At 45.5% G+C, this 25,511-nt stretch carries 12 protein-coding genes; 6 read left to right on the forward strand and 6 right to left on the reverse strand.

Annotation, left to right across the window (positions count from 1 at the left end; genetic code table 11):
- Positions 1-10 precede the first annotated feature (10 nt).
- From AC1RNB_RS03925 to AC1RNB_RS03945, 5 genes are all read left to right on the forward strand, one after another.
- Entirely contained in the window at positions 11-529 is a 519-nt protein-coding gene (locus AC1RNB_RS03925; RefSeq protein ID WP_493080881.1) for a GNAT family N-acetyltransferase, read from the forward strand.
- Positions 530-647: 118 nt separating this feature from the next.
- Positions 648-1,622, forward strand: coding sequence for a PDZ domain-containing protein (locus AC1RNB_RS03930; protein ID WP_493080883.1), 975 nt, complete (start codon positions 648-650; stop codon positions 1,620-1,622).
- A 265-nt stretch (positions 1,623-1,887) separates the two neighbouring features.
- Positions 1,888-2,868: a DUF1028 domain-containing protein gene (locus tag AC1RNB_RS03935; protein ID WP_493080884.1), complete on the forward strand. Its 981-nt coding sequence runs from the start codon at positions 1,888-1,890 to the stop codon at positions 2,866-2,868.
- A gap of 93 nt (positions 2,869-2,961) precedes the next feature.
- Complete coding sequence (gene gatB, locus AC1RNB_RS03940) at positions 2,962-4,407, forward strand: Asp-tRNA(Asn)/Glu-tRNA(Gln) amidotransferase subunit GatB (protein ID WP_493080886.1); 1,446 nt, start codon at positions 2,962-2,964, stop codon at positions 4,405-4,407.
- Positions 4,408-4,461: 54 nt separating this feature from the next.
- Positions 4,462-5,583 carry a redoxin domain-containing protein gene (locus AC1RNB_RS03945; RefSeq protein WP_493080888.1) on the forward strand — a complete coding sequence of 374 codons (1,122 nt, stop codon included), beginning with the start codon at positions 4,462-4,464 and terminating at the stop codon, positions 5,581-5,583.
- A 61-nt stretch (positions 5,584-5,644) separates the two neighbouring features.
- On the opposite strand, the gene AC1RNB_RS03950 is transcribed toward AC1RNB_RS03945, so the two are convergent.
- The 6 genes from AC1RNB_RS03950 to AC1RNB_RS03975 form a co-directional block, all read right to left on the reverse strand.
- Positions 5,645-6,307, reverse strand: a complete 663-nt coding sequence (locus AC1RNB_RS03950) for a hypothetical protein (RefSeq protein ID WP_493080889.1) — start codon at positions 6,305-6,307, stop codon at positions 5,645-5,647.
- Positions 6,308-6,439: 132 nt separating this feature from the next.
- A complete protein-coding gene (locus AC1RNB_RS03955; RefSeq protein ID WP_493080890.1) occupies positions 6,440-7,849 on the reverse strand; it encodes a RagB/SusD family nutrient uptake outer membrane protein in 1,410 nt (469 codons plus the stop codon).
- A 27-nt stretch (positions 7,850-7,876) separates the two neighbouring features.
- A complete protein-coding gene (locus AC1RNB_RS03960; RefSeq protein ID WP_493080892.1) occupies positions 7,877-10,879 on the reverse strand; it encodes a SusC/RagA family TonB-linked outer membrane protein in 3,003 nt (1,000 codons plus the stop codon).
- 902 nt (positions 10,880-11,781) lie between these two features.
- Positions 11,782-13,242, reverse strand: coding sequence for a RagB/SusD family nutrient uptake outer membrane protein (locus AC1RNB_RS03965; protein ID WP_493080894.1), 1,461 nt, complete (start codon positions 13,240-13,242; stop codon positions 11,782-11,784).
- 24 nt (positions 13,243-13,266) lie between these two features.
- Positions 13,267-16,410 carry a SusC/RagA family TonB-linked outer membrane protein gene (locus AC1RNB_RS03970; RefSeq protein ID WP_493080896.1) on the reverse strand — a complete coding sequence of 1,048 codons (3,144 nt, stop codon included), beginning with the start codon at positions 16,408-16,410 and terminating at the stop codon, positions 13,267-13,269.
- A 178-nt stretch (positions 16,411-16,588) separates the two neighbouring features.
- Positions 16,589-18,919, reverse strand: a complete 2,331-nt coding sequence (locus tag AC1RNB_RS03975; protein WP_493080898.1) for an efflux RND transporter permease subunit — start codon at positions 18,917-18,919, stop codon at positions 16,589-16,591.
- Between the two features lie 241 nt (positions 18,920-19,160).
- Here AC1RNB_RS03975 and AC1RNB_RS03980 point away from each other — a divergent pair.
- Positions 19,161-25,511 (forward strand): beta strand repeat-containing protein (locus tag AC1RNB_RS03980; protein WP_493080900.1); only part of this gene is annotated, 6,351 nt, incomplete at its 3' end.

Raw genomic sequence — 25,511 nt, forward strand, 5'->3', positions numbered from 1 at the left:
CTGCCTGTATATGAATAGTCTCTTCTCATCTGACCGACTTCACTTTCGCGAGTTCACAGCAGCTGATGCGCCGCTCATTTATACATTGAACAAAGACCCGGAAGTAACCCGTTACCTGCACGAGTTGCCCACTACTGATGAAACGGTTGCTTTGGAACTGATTACTAGCAGAATGATTCCGCAATACCAGCAGTACGGTTATGGCAGGTGGGCGGTATTACTGAAAGAAAACAATGCATTCATTGGCTGGTGTGGTTTAAAATACCGGCCCGAAAGAAGCGAAACCGACCTCGGTTACCGCTTTCTGCGCAGTTGCTGGGGTAATGGGTATGCCAGCGAAGCGGCTGCCGCTTGTCTCCGGTATGGTTTTGAACACTGCCAACTTCCAATCATCACGGCCCGGGCGCATGTAGAGAACCTTGCTTCCCTGCGGGTGATTGAAAAATGTGGCATGCAGTTTACCTGTTTCGAAGAAGTAGACAGCTGTCCGGTAAAAACCTACCAACTCCGCCATCCGGGCTTATCCTGAATATAGCCCCTGCTTACTCTTACTGTTTAACCTTTTTTAACATTTCCGAATAGTTTCGTATTTGACAAATCTCCTACATTTGATCTACCAACAAATTCGTACATCTAAAATCTCTGTTATGAATAAAAGAATTCTACCCCTGCTCCTGCTGGTATTGGGCAGCGCCACATTCGCTACTGCACAAACCAAAGAGAAACCGAAAGTAACCAAGGACCAAAGCATCACCATCCGTAAAAAAGGAGATGCCAAAGAAAAAATGACCATCGTAGTAGATGGCGATAACATTACTGTTAACGGCAAACCATTGGAAGATCTCAAAGACACGGATATTGAGATTCTGCGCAACAGCGATCATATGCGTGCCATCCTGCCCAAAATCAAGGGACGTTTGGCCCCTCTGGGCAGCCTGAAAATGATGGGCGATGATTTTCCTTTTGGCGGTAACCGCGCTTTACTGGGTGTGGTAACCGAGAAGAATGAGAAAGGCGCTAAGATCACTTCAGTAGAAAAAGAAAGTGCCGCCGAAAAAACGGGGCTTACCAAAGATGATATCATTACCCAGGTTGGTGATAAAAAAATCGAAAACAGCGAAGACCTCTACGATGCTGTAGGCCAATACAAACCCGGCGATAAAATAACCATCAGTTATCTGCGTGATGGCAAACCTGCTACCGCTACTGCCACACTGGGTAAAAGTAAATCGGCTCAACTGCGGGTATTTAATATGGACAGGAACAACAATTTCAATTTCGAAATGCCCGACATGCCCCGTATCGATGGCCGCGATTTTAATTTCGATTTCAACTATAGCCGCAAACCACGCCTGGGAATTGGCATCCAGGACCTGGCAGAAGGCAAAGGCGTGAAAATCCTGGATGTAGAAGAAGATACGCCTGCAGCCAAAGCTGGTTTACAGAAAGACGACGTGATCACCGATATCAACGGTACAGCCGTTAACTCTGTAGATGAATTGAAAAGCAAAATAAAAGACCTGAAAGAAGGCGACAGTGTAAAACTCAGTTACCAGCGTGCCGGCAAAACACAGACCGCTGAGATCCGGTTTCCTAAAAAATTAAAGACAGCAGAATTATAAATCGGCTGTAGTAGAAATAGGTGTCTGGCCGCTGTAGCGTCCCGACACCTATTTGGATTTTTCTCATGTTCGCACCGCGCCATTCCTGGCGCGGTTTTTTTGGTCGGGACGCTAAAGCGGCCTGAACAAAAAAACCATCCCACTCACCCCATTCCAAAAAAACTCTCACACAAAATAAAACACAGTTCCCTCAACCATCACCCCCTCCCATCTGTTCTTTGAAACGCAAGCCGCACACACTAACTTTATCTCTCAACCCGATTACATGAAAAAGCTATTAACCCTGACTTTCTTACTTGCCTCCGTTTGCTCCCATGCACAGGTATACAATGCCAAACAACCCCTGGTACATACCTATTCCATTGTAGCCAGAGATGAAAAAACAGGTGAGATGGCCGTGGGTGTACAGAGTCATTGGTTCAGCGTAGGTACTTCAGTGCCCTGGGCAGAAGCAGGAGTGGGCGCCGTTGCCACGCAATCCTTTGTTGACAAATCTTATGGCCCCAAAGCACTCGCTCTGGTAAAAAAAGGATTTACACCGCAACAGGCATTAGACAGTTTAACCAAAGCCGATCCCGGAAGAGAAGTGAGGCAGGTAGCCATCATTGATAGCAAAGGAAATGTAGCAACACATACTGGCAAAAACTGTATTCAGGTAGCCAACCATATCAAAGGAACCAATTTCAGCGTGCAGAGTAATATGATGCTGGGCGATCAGGTTTGCGCCTTCATGGCCCGCTCTTTTGAGCAGTCAACCGGTAAACCCCTCGCCGAAAGGGTCTTACTCGCGCTGGAAGCAGCACAAAAAGCTGGCGGCGATATCAGGGGTATGCAGGCCGCAGCCATCGTAGTGGTACCCGGTACCCCAACCGATAGCTGGAATAATAAATCAGTAGACCTGCGGGTAGACGATTCGCCCAAACCCCTACAGGAACTCAGACGCCTGTATAATGTGCAAATTGCTTACGAACACATGAACAGCGGCGATCTGGCTGTTGAAAAGAACGATATGGCCAAAGCCATGAACGAATACAATGCCGCCATGAAACTATTCCCCGCAAACCTGGAAATGCAATACTGGACAGCCATCACGCTCGCTAATAACAAACAGCTTTCCAAAGCCCTGCCCATGCTGAAAAGCATTTTTACAAAGGATAAGAACTGGAAGGAGCTCACCCGCCGTCTGCCACCGGTAGGATTGCTTACCGTGCCGGACACAGACCTGCAAAAGATCCTTTCGTTATAAACTGTTAAGGAAATCATAGCTCTCATACCATCTACCGGCGAAATCATACAAACAATCCGTGAAATCAGTGATTAGGGCTATTTTTGCCGCAACATGTTATGGAACGATAAATATGAAGCCGTTATCGGCCTCGAAGTGCACGCCCAGCTGGCTACCAGCAGTAAATTATTTTGCGGAGACAGCACCGCTTTTGGCGCGGCTCCCAACACACATATCAGTCCTATTACCATGGGGCATCCCGGCACTTTACCCAAGACGAACAAAAAAGCCGTTGAATATGCCATCCGTATGGGACTTGCCTGCGGCTGTGAGATTGAGAAAGACAACTATTTTGCCCGTAAAAACTATTTCTACCCAGATCTTCCGAAAGGATACCAGATCTCCCAGCATACTACCCCTATCTGTAAAGGAGGTTATATAACTATTCAAACACCGGATGGTGAGAGAAAAGTGCAGTTAAACCGGATCCACATGGAAGAAGATGCCGGTAAAAGTATCCATGACCTTGATGAAGCTTTTACCTGTATTGACCTGAACCGTGCAGGTACCCCACTGGTGGAAATTGTAACAGAACCCGACCTTTTTTCTGCCGATGAAGCCTGGCAATATGTAACAGAAGTTCGCAGGCTCGTTCGCTGGATCGGAATCTGCGATGGGAATATGGAAGAAGGTAATCTGCGTTGCGATGCCAATGTTTCTATCCGCCTGAAAGGCGAAACCAAACTGGGTACCAAAGTAGAAGTAAAGAACCTGAACTCGATTCGTAATGTAAAAAAAGCGATCGAGTATGAAATAGAAAGAATGGTGGCCCTGGTGGAGAAAGGTGGAACCGTACAACAGCAAACCCGCAGTTTTGATGCAGCCACCGATACCACTTTCGCGATCCGCGATAAGGAAGAAGCCAATGATTACCGCTACTTTCCCGACCCCGACCTGGCCCCTTTTCATTTAACAGATGATTTTATCCAGGCAGTGCAGTTGGCCTTACCTGCCTTACCTGCCGAATTAAAAAAACAGTACCAATCTGCCTATGGCCTAAGCGCTTACGACGCGGCCCAGTTATGCGATGAAAAAGAAACCGCCGATTATTTCACAGCGGTGATCCGGCATACGAACCAATATAAAGCAGTAGCCAACTGGATGCTGGGCCCCCTCCGCCAATACCTGAATGAGAACGGAACTAATTTCGGAACCCTTACCCTGCCGGCCGAACTGCTGGCAGAACTGATAAAAATGGTGGAAGATGGTAAGGTTAACTTTTCTGTAGCGTCTTCTAAATTATTACCGGCTTTACTGGCCGGCGAAGGCTCGCCCATGGTCATTGCAGAAAAAATGAACCTTTTACAGGTAAGTGATAGTGCTGAACTGGAAGCCTGGGTAAATGGCGCACTGGAAAATATGCCTGATAAAGTGGCCGAATATAAAAAAGGAAAAAAAGGACTGATCGGCCTCTTTGTGGGCGAAGTAAAAAAACGCAGCCAGGGAAAAGCAGATCCCAAAATGGTAACACAGTTACTCGAACAGAAATTAAACAACTAAATTAGCAACGCTCATTTCCTATGCGGAAGAATGAGACCGGCTTAACCCAATCATATGAAAAATATACTCTTTGTTTTAGTAACCCTGATCACCCTTTCTGCCTGTCAGGAAAAAAAATATGGTGCTTTTACTGTTAGCGGTAAAATTGAAAATGCCACCGGTAAAAAGATCTTCCTGCAGGAACTACCCTATGGCGGTCAGCAACCCATTATCCTGGATTCGGGCACACTGAAATCCAATGGCAGTTTCCAGTTACGTGGCATGGGTAAAGAAGAAGGTCTTTACCGGGTAGTGGTCGAAAACGGTCCCGACGTATTGCTGGTGAATGATGATAAAAGCATCAAACTGCAGATGGACCTCAATAATTACAGAGCCTACAAGATCGAAAACTCACCAGCCAGTGAAAGCCTGCATACGCTTTTCGAAGATTACCGCGGTAAAGATTCTGCCCTCTATGCAACATTCATGCAGTTAGATACCCTGCAGAAACAGAATGCCAGCGATAGCGCCCTCAGCATTATCCGCGATCAGCGTGATGCGCAGATCAAAGTAATGAATACCATGGTGTCTACATTCATTAATCAGTCTAACAGCGCTGCCGCCCGGTACTATGCACTCGGCATGGCATCCCGCACCATGAAACAAGAAGACCTGCTGGTACTGGCCAATGCCTCTTTCGATAAATTCAAAGAACATAGCGGTCTGGCCAAGATCAAAAGTCTCCTGGCTGTACAACAACCCGCCTCTCCCAAATATCCTCTGCTCGATCAAACTGCACCGGAAATCAGTCTGCCCGATGTAAACGGCAAACCCTTCCTGCTCAGCAGCCTGCGCGGAAAATATGTATTGGTTGATTTCTGGGCCAGCTGGTGCGGCCCCTGCAGAAAAGAAAACCCCAATGTAGTCATCGCCTACAATAAATACAAGGATAAGAATTTCACGATCCTCGGTGTATCATTGGATAAAGAGAAAGCAGATTGGGAAGAAGCGATCAAAAAAGATGGTCTTACCTGGACACATGTCAGCGACCTGAAACAATGGGAAAGCAGTATGGTGCCGCTTTACCAGTTCGATGGCATTCCTTTTAATGTGCTCGTAGATCCACAGGGTAAGATCATTGCTACCGGTTTACGCGGCGAAGAGCTGGAAAAGAAACTGGCAGAAGTACTGAAATAACTGATCTGGTTACATAAAGAGAGAGGCAAAAACCTCTCTCTTTATGTAACATACAAAGCTGCTATAAAGAATTATAATATTTTAAAACATCTACCAGTTCCGTATCCTTTCTGAAAGAATATTTTTTATCGTTGATATAGGCCTGTATTTTATCCTGCTTATCACTCAACGCGGCCAGTACCTCCTGTTTGTTCAATTTCAGGAATTTGAGTTTCCCGTTTTTACCGACATAATATTTGGCCGTGTTGGCAAAGGTTTTTACAATACCTGCATTGATCTCGCTCATTTCAGTAAGCTGTTTTACATCCAGTTTGTATAACCCCATTTCTGCTTCCAGCAATACCTGTACAAACTCGTTTCCCCGAAGATCTGCGCCGGAGATCCCACGTTTGAATACCATATGCGTAGATGGATCCTCTTTAGGCATCAGCGTAAAGGAAAGCACATCTTCCTGAAACTCGAAAGACTCATCGTTTTTATTAAAGAAAAGTGCATTGTCATACACATTGAATTTCAGTTCCAGGTTCTGGTAAACCCCTCTGGCAATAGAGACGGATCCTTTGATCCACTTATCCACCAGGAAAGGCGTACCCCGGATACCCGAGTATTTATCCGGATTAAAATTCTTTGCACTTACAGGGTCCTGCAACTGGTAAACGTTCTGCGCATAGGTTGTGGCACTGAACAGTAGCAGGAAAGCAATAATGGCGGTGACTGATTTCATGGTGGTTGCGTTAAGATCAACAAAAGCTGTTCAAATATAATCCTGTTTTACTGCCGCATCAACTGTCGTTTGTTAAAATGATAAAGGCTGCCCTATGGCAGCCTTTATCATTCTATTCAAATGAGCAACCGATTAATAACCGGTGTTCTGCTGTGATTTGATCTGTGGGTTGGCATCCACTTCCACCTGAGGGATAGGGAATAACCTTCTGAACACAGTGTAAGGAACCGTTCTGGAAGTTGCAGGGTAGTTGGTGCTACGCACGATATTACGCTTTAAACGCTGCATATCGTGGAACCTGTCTCCTTCAAAAGCCAGTTCTTTCCTTCTTTCTGTAATGATATCTTCTAACAACTGTGCACCGGTAGAAGCGATCGCAGTAGCACCTCTTCTGCTGGTGATAAAGTTCACATAAGTCAACGCATCGGCTTCGTTGCCTGGCAGAGAAGCTTCAGCAGCGATCAGGTACATTTCACTCAAACGCAGTACTTTGGTATCACTCAGATCGCCCTGGATCACCGGATACTTGTTTACAAATGCAGCAGGCAGTCCAGCTCTTGTACCGGTAGGGTATAAAGCTTTACGAACATCGGTTGCACTGAAAGAAGCATACAGGTCATCGGCACAAAGCAGGTCACCATAGTTACCAGCCTGGCTGTACAGGTAGCTCAGGGCATCAAATGCCAGGTTAGCAACCGCATCAGAAGAAACTTCAAATAAAGTCTCCAGTTTGCTGGTAGTAACTGTAGCATTGCTCCAATAAGAAGCATGGCTGGCAGCCGTTAATGAAGTAAATCCACCATTGTTGATCACATCCAGTGCAGCAGTTTTAGCATTGGTCTTATCACCCATGTTCAGGTACACTTTTGCCTGAAGGGCTTTAGCCGCATATTTGCTGAACTGAGAAGAGTTGGTGTATTTAGTCATCAGGGTATAAGCTTTGTTCAGGTCATCAACCATCAAAGCATACACTTCTGATACCTTGTTACGAGCTGGTTTCAGGTCCGGATTGTAAGTGGTTACAATAGGTACCCCCAATGCAGCAGGATCATCGCTGTAAGGTTTGGCAAAATGACGTACCAGTGCAAAATAAGCAAGGGCACGGATGGCATACGCTTCTCCTCTGTATTGATCCACATTAGCATTAGAAGCTACAGTGGTGTTGATGATATTGTTGGCTCGCAGAATCACAGTGTAAGCAGAAGCCCACAAACCAGACACGTTACCATCAGCTGCAGTAGCACCTTTGGTGTCGCTGTAATCATTAAAAAAAGTATAACGGTTGGTATTCAGAGCAGACTGGTAAGCATTGTCTGCCATGATATCGCCCCAGATAGGCATTGATCTTCCGTAAAAATCCACACCACGGAGACCGGCATAAGCTCCACGGAGGGCTACTTGCAGATCAGCTTCTGTACCCAACGCCTGTTCAGGTGTTAAGGAAGTTGGTGAGTTCAATTCAATGAAGGTCTTTTTACAGGATGACGCAGTTACCAGTAACACTATTACCAGTAACATTTTATAGTTTAATATTCTTCTCATAATTGAAAGTGTTTTTTAAAACTGTAATTAAAACGCAACGCTCAGACCTACAGTTACAGTTTTAGGGATGAATACGTTCAAGTTACTTGCACTATTGGTACCTTGCTCAGGATCGAAAGCCAGGTTCTTGTCTTTCACCCATGTAAACAGGTTCGTACCTCTTACGTAGAAATTGGCACTGCTGATACCGGCTTTGGCCAATACTTCCTTAGGCAGATTATAGCCCAACTGAATTTCACGTAATCTTACGAAATCACCCTTTTGCAGGTAGAAAGTAGAAGCACTCTGGAAGTTTTTGTTACCACCATAGATATACTTAGGCATATCAGTAACATCACCGGCCTTCTGCCAGCGATCAAGTACACGGGCCACTTTGTTGAAAGTAGCACCGAAACCGGCACCAGTGTAATAACCACCCCATGTATCATATACCATGTTACCATAGTTATAATACAATTGAGCACTCAATGTAAAGTTCTTGAAAGTAATAGTATTGTTCAATGATCCGAAATACTTAGGTTGTGCATTACCAGCCAACACCCTTGCATTTACGCCAGGATATACATTGGTTTTGGTTCCACGTGCATTATCTGCATACCACAGAGGATCTCCATTAGCAGGATCTACACCAGCCCACTCTCTTAAGAAGAAAGAGTTCAAAGCTACACCCTGACGGATGATTAAGTTACCATTGGCGATATCAGCACCACCAGGTAGTTCAACCACTGTGTTTTTGTTGTTGGCAAAGTTGAAATCGATTTCCCATTTGAAGTTCTTTGTCTGAACAGGTGTTACACTCAGGTTCAGCTCAATACCTTCATTCTTCAGGGTACCGATATTCCTTGTTGCAGAAGCAAAACCGGAAGTACGTGATAAAGGAACTGATAACAACAGAGAAGAAGAAGTTCTTGTATAGTATTCAGCAGTCAGACTGATCCTGTTTTTCAAGATACTTACATCCACACCTACGTTAAATGGCTTGTTCAACTCCCAGGTCAGGTTAGGATCACCTACGTTAGCAGGTGCACTACCAGGTAACTGGTTGTAGTTGCTACCAAAACTGTACAGTGGCAGCGCATCATAGTTACCAATAGCAGTATTACTACCGTTAACTCCATAAGAAGAACGAAGTTTCAGCTGGGTAATGAATTTTACATTCTCCATGAATCTTTCTCTGTCTACATTCCAGGTTCCACCTACAGACCAGAAATTACCATACTTGTTGTTAGGACTGAACTTAGAAGATCCGTCACGACGGAAACTTCCTGACACTACAAAACGGTTCTGGTAATTCACGGCCGCTGAAGCAAATTGGGAAGCAAATGAATACTCAGAGATAGTGGCAGAAGCAGTGGTGGGACTGGCACCTGATGCTGGGTAAGTTAAAGTAGTGGTGGGAGGGAACTGCTGAGACTGCAGAGAACTGAAGTAAGCAGATGATTTCTGTGCTTCATAACCGATCTGTGCATTGAAAGACAGGTCTCCACCACGGGTAATATTCTGTTGCAGATCCAGGGTGTTGGTCCATACCCAGTTATAATAACGGGTATAGTAAGAAAACGCTCTACCGCTTGAAGCGGCACCATCACCATGTAAAGGGTTGTTATACTGATCTTCTTCCAGTACGTTGTAATCCACACCATACTGAGATTTGAATTTCAGATTTTCCAGAATCTTGTACTCACCATATACGCTTCCTCGCATACTGGCTTGTCTCAGAAAACGCTTATCCAGATCACTTAATGCGATGGTATTGTGCAAACCACCCAGGTTAGCACTGGTCAGGTTATAAGAACCATCGGCTTTATAAGCAGAATAGGTGGGCAACAGGAAATAAGAAGACAGAACCGGGTTACCAAAAGCACCACCTGCTAAAGGAGCACGCTGGTTAACCACACCGCCATTCAGACTGAAACCAAGTTTCAGTTTATCGGTAGCCTGGTTGGTAATGTTTACATTACCGTTGGTTCTGGTTAATCTTGAGTTGATAGTAGTACCGTCCTGAACAAAACGACCGCCTGACAGGAAGAACTGTGTTTTATCGTTACCACCGGAAGCACTAACGTTATATTGTTGTTGTGTACCATTGCGTACCACATTGTCTAACCAGTTAAAATCGATACCGTTACCCAGACCCAAAGCGGTCAAAGTTGCCGTAACGTTTGCAGGAGTCTGACCTGCGTTAACAAGACCTTCACGGGTGATATCCAGGTACTGCTGTGCATTCAGAGGTTTGTATCTGTCGTTGGTATAAGCAGTATTACTCTGACCAATCTCAGAATCAACCCTGAATTTGGTTTTACCACCTTTACCTTTTTTGGTAGTAACCACAATTACACCATTGGCAGCACGGCTACCGTAGATAGACTGGGATGCCGCATCTTTCAGTACAGAAATGCTTTCGATGTCGTTAGGGTTTAAGGTGCTCAACAGGTTGGACGTAGTTTGCAGACGGGATGCATCACCTGTGTTAACTGGGATACCATCTATGATCCACAATGGGTTACTGCTACCATTAACGGAGCTGATACCACGGATAATGATGTTCTGAGAAGCACCTGGCTGACCAGAAGCTGCTACAGATTGCAGACCGGCTACTTTACCTTGTAAGGCCTTATCTACAGAAGAAAAAGGCAGGTTCTCGATTTCAGCAGCTTTTAACGTAGCTACGGAACCGGTAAGGTCTGATTTCTTCTTGCTACCATAACCAACTACTACCACTTCCTGAAGGTCCTGCTCGGATGATAACAGGGATACAGTGATATTGGTTTTAGTACCAATAGACACTTCCTGACTGGCAAAATTCAGAGAAGAGATAACCAGCGATTTGGCAGAAGCTGGTACATTGATCGAAAAATCTCCATTGGCATCCGAAGTTGTACCGGTGGTTGTACCTTTTACAACTACAGAAGCATTGGGAACGGGGTTACTTTTTGAATCAGTAACTTTTCCTTTTACTGTACGTGATTGGGCCGCTATTTGGGTAATAGCCAGCACCACGCACAATAACATTGTGACTAATTTTCTCATAATTCAGTTTTTAGTGATTGCGGGGGCGCAAATTAGTTAAAGAAAACATAACATAACATTCTAAGACAGGATTATGTTGTTTTATGCTGCAATTTTCAAAAATTATATGCGAAATAAAAAATAAAAGGTTCTTATAACTTTATAATCAATTAGTTACAAATAATCTATTAATAATTTTCAAACATTAGATATGGACGAGTTTTTCTCTTTTTTCCGGCTTTCGTAAGATATTTTGTACGGTAAATACTGTTACAGGTGGTTCATCCGGATCCTATTTCACTGTCCATTCTTTCATATGATGAAAAATAAAATAAATATTTTCCTTTCATTGTTGTCTTGTGATAACAGTTGACTACCCCCTGTCTAAGCTAACTTCTGTGCCCTCTTTCAGGTGCTCAAGTGCCCTTCAAATGCCCATCAAATGCCCTTCAGGTGCCCTTCAAGTCTGCTTCTTGTTCAGTGCTCATTCGGTTTCTATTCAGTTTTGGGTCAGTCCTTGCTCAGTTCTCGTCCAATTCCTGTCCACTTCTTCTTCATTTCCTGTTCACGCTTACAGCGGCCGCGAAGCAGGGAAAAAGCAAATAAAACAAAATGAAAGTGATAGTGAAGTAAGGAAAGTACAGGTATCTTTTACGGGAAATGCCATTTGTTCTGCTACCCTTCCTTTCTCCGGAAACCTTTCACACGGAAGGGGGGAGGTTATAAAATTTATGCATCACAAAGAAATACTTCGAAGTGCTGGGTACACAGTAGCTGTTGCGGAGAAAAGACACCGAATATTCTTTCACAACAGATTGATTTACCAGGCTTAAAAAAATAAAGCCGAACCCATAATGATGGGTCCGGCTTTACCTGAAAATTGATGCGTCATTCTTTGCAGAAAGCGGTGAATGATACCTGTTTTAGTTATCCTTACACAATGGGTTCAGCAACAATTCATCAGAAGAAATAGGCCAGATATATTGCTGACCAGTATTAGGAATCGCACTCACACCTGGTTTCGCAGGCAGTGGTAATCCTAAACGGGTAATATCTGTGCCACGTAATCCTTCACCCAGCAATTCAATCCTTCTTTCGATCATGATTTGGTCTGCCAGGGCAGCTGAATTTGCAAAATCTGCAGCGGTAAATACAGTGGTAGCATCTGATCTTCCACGAACGGCATTCAGTAAAGCAATTGCCTGCGCATCAACCGTATTGGTAGAACGTACCCTTGCTTCGGCCAGGTTCAGCAATACTTCTGCATAACGGATCACTGGTGCATAATCGATAAAAGTAGATGGTACACTGTACTTGGTGAGATAACTCTTACCACTGAATACCTGTATGAAGGTTTTACGTTTATCTGTTGCTTTCCAACCTGTATTGGAAATGATACCGGTTGACAGCAAAGAGTACTCACCATTACCGCCATTGAAAGCGGATGGTCCGTAGTAATAGCCTAACTGGTTTTGAGTGCCCGGTGTTTCATTGCTTGCAAATGGCATCGACAGAATAGATTCTGTAGTAGTATACGGCGCCTTGAAGATATTGGTGTAATCAGCCTGCAGTGCATGGTTTACACCGGTAGTGGCTGTGAAAGGAGCAGTAGCAGAAACAATTTTATTGGCTTCTGTAATTACTTCTGCATACTTACCCATACTGAGGTATACCCTTGTTTTTAAAGCAATAGCTGTGTTCTTATGTGCACGCGTAGTATTCAGCAAAGCGGATGCATTGGTGAGCGGCAGGTTCTGTTCTGCAAAAGTGAGATCTGCGAGGATCTGGGTATATACTTCTGCAACAGTAGCACGGGCAAGAGCATAATTGCCAGGACCAGTATTACCCGTTAAACGCAGGGGCACACCGGGTTTGCTACCGTTACCATCCCAGTATGGACGTGCATATAACTGCAGCAGGGAATAGTAGCTGAGTGCACGCAATAAACGGGCTTCTGCTACAAAATTGCTAGACAGTGCAGCTCCTACCACATTGGTTCCTTTGGAAGCCATACCATCAATAAAAACATTGGTCAGGTTGATCACATAATAGGCACGTGACCAATGGTTCAATACACTATTGGTAGAACTGTTGCTCGGTGTATAGTTCCAGACATCAAAACCCGTAACCACGTTGGTACGGTCGTTGGCAAACTCTTCACCACGGATATCGTTGAAGATCTGGTAACGTCCGCCATACATGCCGGCATTTTTGATGGAGGCGTAGATAGCCCTTACCTGTCCTTCGATCCTGTCTTTACTGTCGAAAGCCGTTTCAGCGGAAACCGAATTCGTAGGCACCGGGTTCAGGTACGATTCTTTGACGCATGATGTAAACTGCATTCCTAATGCAGCCAACACAGTATATAAAAGGTATTTTTTCATTTTCTTGAATTAAACTGTTAACAATTAGAAACCAACATTTACTCCCACTGTAATGGTTCTCTGGTTGGCAACAGTATTTCTATCGATACCAAAGTTGGATGAACCATTACCATTAGAAGAAACCTCGGGATCCGGACCAGGGTACTTGGTCAGTATCAGCAGGTTGTTACCGGCTACATAGAACCTCGCATTGCTGATCTTCACTTTATCAAGCACAGACTTTGGCAGGTTATAACCGAGGGTCAGTGTTCTCAATTTTACGAAATCACCTTTAAATACATTGATATCTAACGGGAAAGAAGAACCATTGGAAACGTTATCTCCAAATACCGCTTTTGGTATCTCTGTTACATCACCTGCTTTCTGCCACCTTTGTAATACATCGGTAGAGTTGTTCCAGAAACGCTGGTCGCGCAGACCTGCGTTGGTACCATAGTACAGGTAAGAACCAAACTGGTAAGTAAACAATGCATTCAGTTCAAATCCTTTGTAACGGAAAGTATTGTCGAAACCACCATAAAACTTAGGATTGGTATTTCTGTATACAACCGCATCGGCATTGCTCACGGTTGGCGCAACGGTTCCATCTGCATAAGAGAAACGGAACTGACCGGCAGGAGCTACGTGCTGGAAATACACATTTTTTCCGGCAGCATTCACGAAAATTCTGCGGCCTGTTGCAGGATCAACACCCGCTGTTTTGGTTACAAACAGCATACCAATCGGGAACCCTGGTTTGGTAATACTTGGATTTTCCAGACCACCGGTGGAAGAAATGATCTGATCCAAGCCCTCTGTTAATGAGGTTACCATATTCTTGTTATAACTGATGTTTAAGGAAGATGTCCATGAGAAATTCTTGCTCTGCACTGGTGTGGTATTGATCGCAAACTCGATACCTCTGTTATACATCGTACCTACGTTCCTAGGAATAGTAGAAGGAAATCCTGCAGAAGGAGGTTGTGGTACAAACAACAGCAAACCATCGGTGTTACTGTTATAGTAAGTCAGTTCCACATTCACTTTATCTTTCAGGATACCGAAGTTGATACCCACATCTGTTTTTTTGCTGGTTTCCCAGGTAAGATCGTTGTTACCTGCAGAACCGAAAGCCAGAGTGGCGTTTCCACCATATAAACCGGATCCGAAAGTAGACAGGGAAGCAAAGTTTCCTAAGCCACCGATATTACCCACTTTACCATAACTACCCCTGATCTTGAAACTGCTGAACACATTGTCCAGTTTCATAGAAGACCAGAAGTTTTCTGCAGTAATATCCCACGCAGCAGAAGCAGCCCAGAAAGTACCATATTTGGAATTAACACCTAACTGAGAAGCACCATCGCGACGTAAACTTCCGTTCACAGTGTATTTCTTGTTGTAGGTATAGGTTAAACGGGCAAACTGAGAATAGAGATAGTTTTCGCCGATCGATAAACCCGCGGTGTTAGGCGTAGCCCAACCACCCTGGATATTGGTGAAAGCAGGGTCAGATACGGTGATACGGTTCAAACCATATCCCAAACCGGTTGAACGCTGAGACTCGATACCTCCCAGTAAGGTTACTGCGTGTTTATCTGCAAAGGTTTTATCAAACTGAAGGGTATTGGTGAATACCGTTCTTTTGTTTTTGGTAAAGTTGCTGGTAACAGAACCATTGGAACCGAAACCTTCACCAGAGATAGGACTATAATACTGGTCATTATCCACCAGAATATAATCCAAACCATAAGTAGACCGGAAAGTTAACCAGCTAAACGGTTTGATCTGGGCATACAGGTTACCGATGATGTGATCGTTCTCGCTATTGGCCCTGTTCTGATCTAACTGGATAACGGGGTTATTAAAACCAACCTGGCCCTGTTTGTTTCCACCCACACCAATCAGTGCGCCGGAATAGTTATAGGTACCATCGTTGTTGTAGGGAGAAATATTAGGTGCCGTAATCAATACCACACGGCCTAAACCTGCAGTAGAAAACGCATCGCCTAATGAACCTGAGCTAACGGCAGCAAGGTTCTTCTCATTTGAATATTGAATTTTACCGCCCAGGCTTACATATTTACCGGCTTTGTGATCAACATTCATCAATAAAGAAAGACGTTTGAAATCGTTTCTTTTAATAATACCCTGTTGTTCTGTGTAACCACCAGAGAAATAGTAACTGGTTGATTCGTTGGCACCAGATACGCTTACGCTATTGCTGTGTTGTACACCGGTACGGTATACATAATCATACCAACGGGTATTGATGGGGTTACCATCCGGGCCATTCATCAATGCAAACTGGTTGGTAGCGCTGAAGGTTCCGGCATTTTTAAGTGCTTCGTTTTTATAATCGGTGTACTGGAATGCATCCAGCAGGCTGGGCAGGCGCTGTACCTGGCTCCAGCCAACCCAACTGTCTAAACTTACTTTAGAACGGCCGGCTTTACCCTTTTTGGTAGTGATGAATAAAACACCATTGGCAGCCCGGCTACCATAGATGGCAGTAGCTGCCGCATCTTTGGCCACATCCACACTTTCAATATCGTTTGGATTGATACTGGCCAGCGCATTACCGGCAGAGCTGGTTGAGCTGAAATCGCCGGTGAAAGTCGGGATACCATCGATTACAATCAATGGATAAGAAGAAAGAGAGATAGAGTTGGTACCACGGATCCTGATAACAGGCGGACTATTCAGCACACCACTTGGAATCGTGATCTGGACACCCGCAGCGCGACCACCCAGTGCCTGTTCAAAACTCTGAACGGGTTTGTTGGCAAGGGCTTCCCCTTTTACACTCGCGATACTTCCGGTAATGTCTTTTTTCTTTTGTGTACCATATCCCACTACCACTACCTCAGAAAGATTGGCAGAATTGGAAATCAGTCGCACAGTTACAGATGATTTTCCGGCAATGGAAACCACCTGCTCTTCCAGTCCAACATATGCAAACTGTAATGACCTTGTTTTGTCTGTTACTTTAATGGAAAACTTTCCGCCGGCATCACTAAGCGTGGTGGCAGATACTTTTCTGTCAGCCCCCTGTGCCGTAACGGTAACCCCTGAAAGAGGTACCCCCTTGTCGTCAGTTACCGTTCCGGTAACCGTTCTGTTGGTTTGTGCGATGACTTGCCCTATCAGCAGGACACAGCAAGCCACAAATGTTGCTAATTTTCTCATGTGCAGGTTTTTTGGTTTTGGAAATGTTAAACTTAGACAAAAAAACCATAAAAATGGCTGCACAAAAAGAAAATAGTATCATAAATGTCTGATAATGAATAACTAAAGTGTCATTCATACATATTTCACCCCGGTTTTTTCTGGTGATTGCTGTAACTGTAACCCTATTTTGGGCGGTTTAATCCTTCTTTTTGCCTCCCGAAGTTGACAGGATCAGTACCGGAAGCAGGATCAGGTTGGTTAAAGTGCCAACCACCAGGGTAAGGGAGGTAAGCCAACCCAGGGCTTTGGTACCGCCGAAATCACTGATACAGAAAATGATAAATCCTGCAATCAATACCAGAGAAGTATATATGATACTGATGCCTGTATGGCGGATGGTTTGTACCAATGTTTGCGAAACCTGGTGATTGTAATGCGGTAATTCCTGTTTATAGTTGATGAGGAATCGTATGGTTACATCGATGGCAATACCAAGGGCTACACTGAACACCAGTACCGTAGATGGTTTCAGCGCAATACCTGCCCAGCCCATCACACCCGCGGTAATCACCAGCGGAATCAGATTGGGGATGAGTGAACAAACCAGTATACGGAAAGAGCGGAACAGGTATAACATACAGAGTGTGATCAATGCAAAAGCCCATACAATACTTTCCTTTAATCCACGGATAATAAAACTGGATCCTTCGAGAAAACTGATACTGCTGCCTGTAAACGTTATTTTATAGGATGCTGTATCAAAAATTTCATTGGCTTTCTGCTCAAAATGATTCAGCAAGAGAGGCAGTTTGGCACTGCCGATATCTTTCATGTTCACACTGATACGGGCCACCTGCTGCGAACTATCCATGAAACTGCTGATGAGTTTGGCAACGCCTTTGGGAGAAGCTGTTTTAGTGGTATCATTTTTAGTTTGCAGGTAAGGCGCCATAAACACCAGATCCGACTCGTAAGGAACGGTGTAACTCATACTGTCTCCATCAAAATAAGCCTGCTTGGCAAATTTCAATCCCTCTACAAAAGACAAAGGCCGGGCTGTTGCGGGATCGGCTTCGATATAAGCCGATAATTCATCGATCTTACTGATCGGTTTACTGCGGAAAATACCTTTTTTCCTTTTGGTATCTACCAGAATTTCAAGCGGCATCACCCCACCGAATTGTTGTTCAAACCATTTCAGGTCTGTGTATACTTTATCGTTCTTAGGCAGATCATCTACAATAAATCCTTCACTTTTAATCCGGAAGATACCGAGAATGGCAAATACGGTAATCACGGCCGTTACACCATATACCCAGCGCGAATGCTGGAAAGTCCATTTTTCGATACGTAGTAAAATCCTCTCGAGCAAAGCGTTTTCGAGGTAACGGGTATGTTTGGCTTCGGGTGGCGGAAGGTAACTGAGTACGGCCGGGATAAAGATGAGCGAGATCAGGAACAGTGCCATGATATTGATACCCGCTACGGCACCAAACTCTTTCAGCAGATCGCTTTTGGTTAAGGCAAATACCGCAAAGCCAATAGCCGCGGCAATATTACAGAACAGGGTAACAATACCCATTCTGCCTACCATGGTAATCAATGCTTTATCTCTATCTCGCTGATCCAGGTAGGCCGTATGGTATTTGTTGAGGAAGTAGATACAGTTCGGGATCCCGATCACCACTACCAGCGGGGGAATTAACGCGGTTAACAGGGTGATCTTATATCCCAGTAACACAATCGTTCCCAAACTCCATACCACGCCGGCACCCACCACAGCTAAACTCATCAGGGTAGCACTCACCGAGCGGAAAAAAAGAAACATGGTAACCACCAGCAACACCAGCGAACCGATCAGGAACCAGTTCATCTCATTTTTGATACGGTTACCGATGGTGGTTCTGATATACGGGAGTCCACTGGCATAAACAGTTGTATTGGTTTTTTTCTCAAACAACTGTACCTGCGCCAGGATATCGTTGATCAGTCTGGTTCTGCTTTTACTGTTGATGGTGTCTTTATTTACATTCACACCCATCAGGTAACTATGGGTTTCGGGATTATACAGGAGCCCACGGTAAAAAGGCAGGTTTTCCAAAACAGCACGGTCGCTGTCGAGCAGTGACTGCGATGTATAGGGATACTGAAATATTTTCTCCGGCAACAGGCGGTGTTCGGTACTGTCGTTTTTGAGGTTTACCACTTCCGGGATACTCAGGATATCGGTAACACCTGCTATCTTTTTTAATGCCTGATGTAGTGCCCCTACCTCATTAAAAAAAGTGGTTTTGTAAAACTGATCAGACCCGATACCTATGACCATGGTATTGCCATCGCCACCGAATTTTTTCAGGAAAGACTGGTAATCCTGGTATTTGGGATTATCGGTAGGAAGAGCCCGGGTAAAATCGTAACTCAGCTGAACCTTTGATGCCTGCCAGGCCATAAACGCCGTGGCTACGGTTACTATTACAAGGAGGGGAAAACGGAAACGGAGAATGAATTTGCCTGCTTTATACCACATGTAGGTCAGTTGATAGAATTTATACTACAAAGAAAGCAATAAAAAGTCACATGAGATTACGGTTGATTACACGTTGGAATCAGTTGTTTACACGGAGTTTTGCAGGAGTTGGTTTTACAGCCTTGATTAAGGCTTAATTTCAGGTATCCAATATCAACTAACGCGTTTTCAATACCCGCGCTGGTTGAAAAATCCAATATCCATGAAAAGGAACAGGTATCTATATCTGTTAACACTGCTTATGAGCATGTACCCCGGTGTCGGCGTCATTGCCCAGGGTGTCTGTTCCAGTAGTGCCCTTGCGCCTGTATATAGTGAGACTTTTGGAACCAGCACTTCTTCTACCAAAAAAAATACCATCCCTACCGGTTTTGTAACCAACTACAGCTTCAATGGCAGTTCTGCGCTGAGTGATGGTGAATACATGGTAACGCCTCTGGGAAAGAATACCGGAAGAAACGATTGGGCGCAGGGCCGCGACCATACCGGCAATACCAATGGCAATATGTATATAGTGAATGCCGGCAAGCCCAACAGCGGCCCGGTTGACCTGTTCTTTTCCAAACAGGTGGATAATCTTTGCCCGGGTTCTGTGTACAGTTTTTCTGCCTGGATGGCCAATATGAATACCATTTCCAATACCAAATCTATCTGTGGTGCAGGACTGGTCTGGCCAAAAGTTACCTTCAATATCAAAAACACTTCGGGTACTATTCTCCAGTCGTATACAACCGATACACTACCCTTAACAGCCAACACTACATTAGCCCCCAACTGGAAACAGTATGGTTTTCAGTTCTCTTTACCGGCTGGTACTACTTCGCTGATACTGGAGATGAGGGATGCGTTGGGCGGACAGGCCTCTTATTGCGGTAATGACCTGGCCATTGATGATATTATTTTTTCTGCCTGCACCCCTACGGCAACGGCAGTGATCAGTACGGCTTCTACCATCTGTTCCGGCAGTTCTACCAGCATTGATTGTTCGCTGGTGAACAGTCCGTTCAGCAATCCTGCCTATCAGTGGCAGAAAAGTACAGATGCGGGTAGTACCTGGAGCAATATCGGTACACCGGGCACTTCGGCCATGAGTTATGCCATTGCAAATGCGATAGTGGCAGATGGAGCAACTTACCGGGTATTGGTTGGACCGGATGTATCCAGTCTTTCCAGCTCTACCTGTGTTACTGCTTCCAATACCGTAACCCTTACGGTGAATCCTTCTCCATCCGTTACACTGAGCAGTGCCAGTCCGATCTGCACGGGCAATACCCTTTCACTGGCCTCTACTGCGAGCGGGGGCACCAGTCCATATACGTACAGCTGGATAGGTCCCAACAGTTTTACAGCCGCTACGGCCAATGCCAGCATTGCCAATGCCACATCTGCCGCCACCGGTACTTATACCATTACGGTAACTGATAACAAAAGTTGTACGGCTACAGATGCCAAAACCATTACAGTTAATACCACACCCAATGCAGGAACGATTACCAGCAGCAGTACAGGGGGTTGTATTGGTACACAGGTTGCGTTGAGCAATACGGCACCGGGTGGGGTATGGAGCAGCAGTAATACAGCCATTGCCACCGTGAGCAGCAGTGGAAATGTAACCATTACAGGTGGTGGTACCGCAACGGTTTCTTATACCGTAACCAATGCCAACTGTACTGCAGTAGCCAATATCAGTATTACCGGGGCCAGTGCCCAACTGCATCCCGACGTGATTGAATGTAACAACGGTATTGCCCATTTTGATGCTACGGATAGTTATTATGGTGTCACCTACAGCAACAATAACCCGGGCAATAGTTTTGCATGGACTGTTACCGGCGGACCTTTTACTTTTCAGGGTTCATCCAATGCAGGCAGCCAGTACCCGGGCATGCAGTTTCAAACCGGTAATACCTACCAGGTAATACTCAAATTCACTACCAATGGGGTGAGCTGCAGTGACACGCAGATGGTGTATAAAAATGTAACAGCAGCAGATACCATTCAGGGATCAAAGGATACCACTGTTTGTTTTAACAGTGCCCCCATCTCGTTGAGCGGTAAAGTATCGCCTGTTACCAATACTTACCAGTGGAGTACCTCCGGTAACGGCGTGTTTTCGAATCCCAATACGCTCAGTACTACCTATACACCTGGTGCAGCCGATAAAGCAGCGGGTGTGATCAAAATCTACCTGACAGGTTCTTCCACCCTGAATGCAACGGGTAATTGCGGAACCGCATCCAGTATAGATTCTATGACATTGCGGATTTATCCGGATAATGTGGGTACCAACAGCAGCGAGGTAATCTGTTCTAACCAGGCATTGAACTTTACACCAGCTGCTGCTATTCCGGGCAGCACGTACTCATGGGTTTCTGCTGTAAGTGCCGGTACCATTACCGGTAACTCTCCCAGCGGAACAGGTTCGGTGATTGACTCGCTCGTAAATCTTTCGCATACCAGTGATGCTGTGGTGGTGTATACCATTACCCCCTATGCATTCACCCCCTCCAATGTGAGCTGTAGCGGAACACCTTTCACATTTACGGTAACAGCAAGACCAAAACCTGCCGTTACTATCACTAATGCCACCAGCTCGCTTTGTACCGGCGGCATTACCCATCTGCAGTTCAGCAGTTCGTTGGCAGGAAGTACCTATACCTGGAATTCCTCTGTTATTTCCGGTACTGTTACCGGTAATTCAGGCAATGCCACCCCAACTGCGATCGATACTATCACCGACCAGTTGGTAGCTACTTCCGGGAGTAACGCCATTGTACGATATCGCATCACAGCTATTTCGCCACTGGGTTGCAGTAATACCGATTCTACAGATGTATTGGTATATGGCGCATCCAGCACAGCGAATGCGGGCGTTGACCAGGTTTTATGTAACAGCACGGGTACTTTGCTTGCCGCTAACAATCCTTTATTAGGCAATGGTAGCTGGGCGCAGGCAACAGGCCCCTCAGCTGCAGTTTTTGGATCTGCCTCTTCGGCATCTACCACCCTGAGCGGGTTAGTAGCCGGCACATATCAGCTGGTGTGGAGTATTGGCAACGGGACCTGTCCGGCACAAACAGATACCGTTGTCATCATCAACGCGCCGGCTTCTGTAGCAGGTACCCTTTCGGCCAATGCCACTGTATGTGCAGGAAATAATACCGGCACTTTAACGGTAAGCGGTTATACGGGAAATATTGTCCGCTGGGAATCTTCTACCGATAACGGTTCTGTGTGGAACAGCATCAGCAATACCAGCAATACCTATACCTACACAAATATCAATAGCACTACTCTTTTCAGGGTGGTTATACAAAGCGGTGTATGCAATGAGGTAAATACGTCACCGGTTACCATTTTGGTGAACCCTGTGTCCGTACCAGGAATCCTTTCATCAGATGCAACCGTTTGTGCATCCAGTAATAGTGGTACCCTTAGCCTTGCCGGTTATACCGGGAGCATCCTCCGCTGGGAATCATCTGTTGATAATGGCAGTACCTGGAACAGTATCAGCAATACAACTGCCAATTACGATTATACAAACCTGGCTGTTACCACACTTTTCAGGGCCGTGGTAGAAAGTGGCAGTTGCGGGGCACTAAGTTCCAACACAGTAACTATTACCGTTACTGCTGCAACAGCGGCCGGGGTGGTGAGTGCCAATGCAACAGTTTGTGCAGGAATGAACAATGGCACACTTACATTGGGTAGTTATACCGGCACTATTCTGAGCTGGCAATCATCCCCCGATAATGGCGTTACCTGGAATACGATTACCAATACTACCAACCAACTCAGTTATAATAATCTTACAGCGAGTACGCAGTACAGGGCAACTGTACAAAGTGGCAGCTGTCCGGCATTTGCATCTGCTGCTGCCACCATTACTGTTCTACAGGCTGTAACCACGGCCAATGCAGGGGTTGACCAGATCTTGTGCAACACCGGTTCAGCCACACTTGCCGCTAACACACCTGCATCGGGAACAGGTGCCTGGTCTTTTGTATCAGGACCTTCGGCTGTAAGCTTCTCTAACGCCAATGATCCATCAGCTGTATTGAGTGGACTCACCACTGGTGTTTATCAACTTAACTGGACCATTGCCAACGGCGTTTGTGCAACTTCGCAGGACATGGTGCAGATCACTGTTAACCCTCAAACAGTGCCGGGTACCTTATCAGCCAGTGCTACCGTTTGTGCCACAGCTAACAGCGGTACTTTATCACTTACCGGTTATACAGGAAATATTGTTTACTGGCAATCTTCTACAGATAACGGAACTACCTGGAACAATATTTCCAATACTTCCAACCAACAGGCTTATACCAATCTGGCAGTTACCACACAGTACAGAGCGGCTGTGCAAAGTGGTGTTTGTTCCGTTCTCTATTCCAATATCATTACCATTACTGTATTGCAGGCAGTAACTACAGCCAATGCAGGAGTTGACCAGATCTTGTGCAACACCGGTTCAGCCACACTTGCCGCTAACACACCTGCATCGGGAACAGGTGCCTGGTCTTTTGTATCAGGACCTTCGGCTGTAAGCTTCTCTAACGCCAATGATCCATCAGCTGTATTGAGTGGACTCACCACTGGTGTTTACCAACTTAACTGGACCATTGCCAATGGCGTTTGTGCAACTTCGCAGGACGTGGTGCAAATCACTGTTAACCCTCAAACAGTGCCGGGTACCTTATCAGCCAGTGCTACCGTTTGTGCCACAGCTAACAGCGGTACTTTATCACTTACCGGTTATACAGGAAATATTGTTTACTGGCAATCTTCTACAGATAACGGAACTACCTGGAACAATATTTCCAATACTTCCAACCAACAGGCTTATACCAATCTGGCAGTTACCACACAGTACAGAGCGGCTGTGCAAAGTGGTGTTTGTTCCGTTCTCTATTCCAATATCATTACCATTACTGTATTGCAGGCAGTAACTACAGCCAATGCAGGGGTTGATCAATCGCTCTGTAATGTAACATCAGCTACTTTAAACGGAAACGCACCTGTATCGGGAACCGGTACCTGGACTTTTGTATCAGGACCTTCGGCTGGCAGCTTCTCCAATGCAAACGATCCTTCAGCGGTATTGGGTGGTCTTACTGCCGGTGTATACCAGCTTAACTGGAGCATCAGCAACGGCGCTTGTGCTGCTTCGCAGGATGCAGTGCAGATCACTGTTAATCCGCAAACAGTACCGGGTACACTCGCTGCAAGTGTTACCGTTTGTGCCACTGCCAACAGCGGCACCTTATCGCTCACCGGGTACAGCAGTTCTATTCTGCGTTGGGAATCATCTACGGATAACGGAACTACCTGGAACAACATCGCTAACACCAGCTCTTCTCATACCTATAACAATCTCACAGCTAGTACACAATTCAGGGCGTATGTTCAGAATGCGGTTTGTCCGGCGCTGTATTCCAATATTGCTACCATTAATGTGGTTGCGGCAGCCACTGTTGCCAATGCAGGTCCGGATGAAATTATTGTGAACGGTGTTTCGAGTACCAAACTGAATGGGAATGTACCCGTATCAGGCACAGGAACCTGGACACAGGTATCTGGTCCTACCACCCTCAGTTTTTCTAACCCGAATGATCCAAAGGCAACCGTAGGTGGTCTTTCCTTCGTGGCTGGCGCTCCGCCTACAGATGGGGTGTATGTTTTACGCTGGACTATCTCGAATGGTGTTTGTGCTGTTTCAGAAGACCTGGTACAACTTACCGTGCAACCTCCTACCAATCCTGGTGTGATCGGACCTGATGCTGTTGTTTGTACCAGCAGTAACCACGGTACCCTGGTTCTTTCTGATTATCTCGGAACTATTCTTCAATGGGAATCATCTATAGATTATGGCGCCACCTGGAATGTGATTGCCGGTACAGTGGGTACCAATCAGAATACCTATGACTATAATAACCTCACTACAACCACGCTGTTCAGGGCATTGGTACAAAATGGCGTAGGACTGCCCCTGTATTCGGGTATTGCGGCCACTGTTACTGTATTGGAATTGGTTACCCCAGCCAATGCAGGAGCCGACCAGTCAGTTTGTAACAATACAACAAGCGTACTGGCCGGTAATACACCCAGTTCGGGTACCGGTACCTGGTCTTTTGTTTCAGGACCTTCGGCGGTCAGCTTCTCCAATGCCCATGATCCTGCTTCGGTGGTGAGTGGGTTAACTACCGGCGTGTACCAATTGGCCTGGACCATCAGTAATGGTATCTGCTCAGATTCTAAAGACTACGTCAACATCACTGTATATGATCCTACTGTAGCTGGCACACTTGCAGTTGCTGCTACGGTTTGTGCTACTGCCAATACCGGTACACTTTCACTCACAGGTTATGTAAGCGCTGTGGTACGTTGGGAATACTCAACCAACAATGGAACTACCTGGAACAATATCGCTTCTACCACTGATACCTATACTTATAACAATCTTACTGCCACTACTGCTTACAGGGCCTACGTGCAGAATGCAGTTTGTCCGGCACTTTACTCCAACACAGTTGCTATTAATGTAGTACAAGCCGTTACTACCGCCAATGCTGGTACTGATCAGCAATTGTGT

This window comes from Sediminibacterium sp. GW821-FHT12F12, assembly GCF_058806635.1.

What these genes read in the sequence shown, in the direction of transcription:
- AC1RNB_RS03970 (WP_493080896.1), bottom strand. Translation starts at nt 16,410, where the DNA reads ATGAGAAAATTAGCAACATTTGTGGCTTGCTGTGTCCTGCTGATAGGG.
- AC1RNB_RS03950 (WP_493080889.1), bottom strand. Translation starts at nt 6,307, where the DNA reads ATGAAATCAGTCACCGCCATTATTGCTTTCCTGCTACTGTTCAGTGCC.
- AC1RNB_RS03955 (WP_493080890.1), bottom strand. Translation starts at nt 7,849, where the DNA reads ATGAGAAGAATATTAAACTATAAAATGTTACTGGTAATAGTGTTACTG.
- AC1RNB_RS03930 (WP_493080883.1), top strand. Translation starts at nt 648, where the DNA reads ATGAATAAAAGAATTCTACCCCTGCTCCTGCTGGTATTGGGCAGCGCC.
- AC1RNB_RS03935 (WP_493080884.1), top strand. Translation starts at nt 1,888, where the DNA reads ATGAAAAAGCTATTAACCCTGACTTTCTTACTTGCCTCCGTTTGCTCC.
- gatB (WP_493080886.1), top strand. Translation starts at nt 2,962, where the DNA reads ATGTTATGGAACGATAAATATGAAGCCGTTATCGGCCTCGAAGTGCAC.
- AC1RNB_RS03945 (WP_493080888.1), top strand. Translation starts at nt 4,462, where the DNA reads ATGAAAAATATACTCTTTGTTTTAGTAACCCTGATCACCCTTTCTGCC.
- AC1RNB_RS03960 (WP_493080892.1), bottom strand. Translation starts at nt 10,879, where the DNA reads ATGAGAAAATTAGTCACAATGTTATTGTGCGTGGTGCTGGCTATTACC.
- AC1RNB_RS03965 (WP_493080894.1), bottom strand. Translation starts at nt 13,242, where the DNA reads ATGAAAAAATACCTTTTATATACTGTGTTGGCTGCATTAGGAATGCAG.
- AC1RNB_RS03925 (WP_493080881.1), top strand. Translation starts at nt 11, where the DNA reads ATGAATAGTCTCTTCTCATCTGACCGACTTCACTTTCGCGAGTTCACA.
- AC1RNB_RS03975 (WP_493080898.1), bottom strand. Translation starts at nt 18,919, where the DNA reads ATGTGGTATAAAGCAGGCAAATTCATTCTCCGTTTCCGTTTTCCCCTC.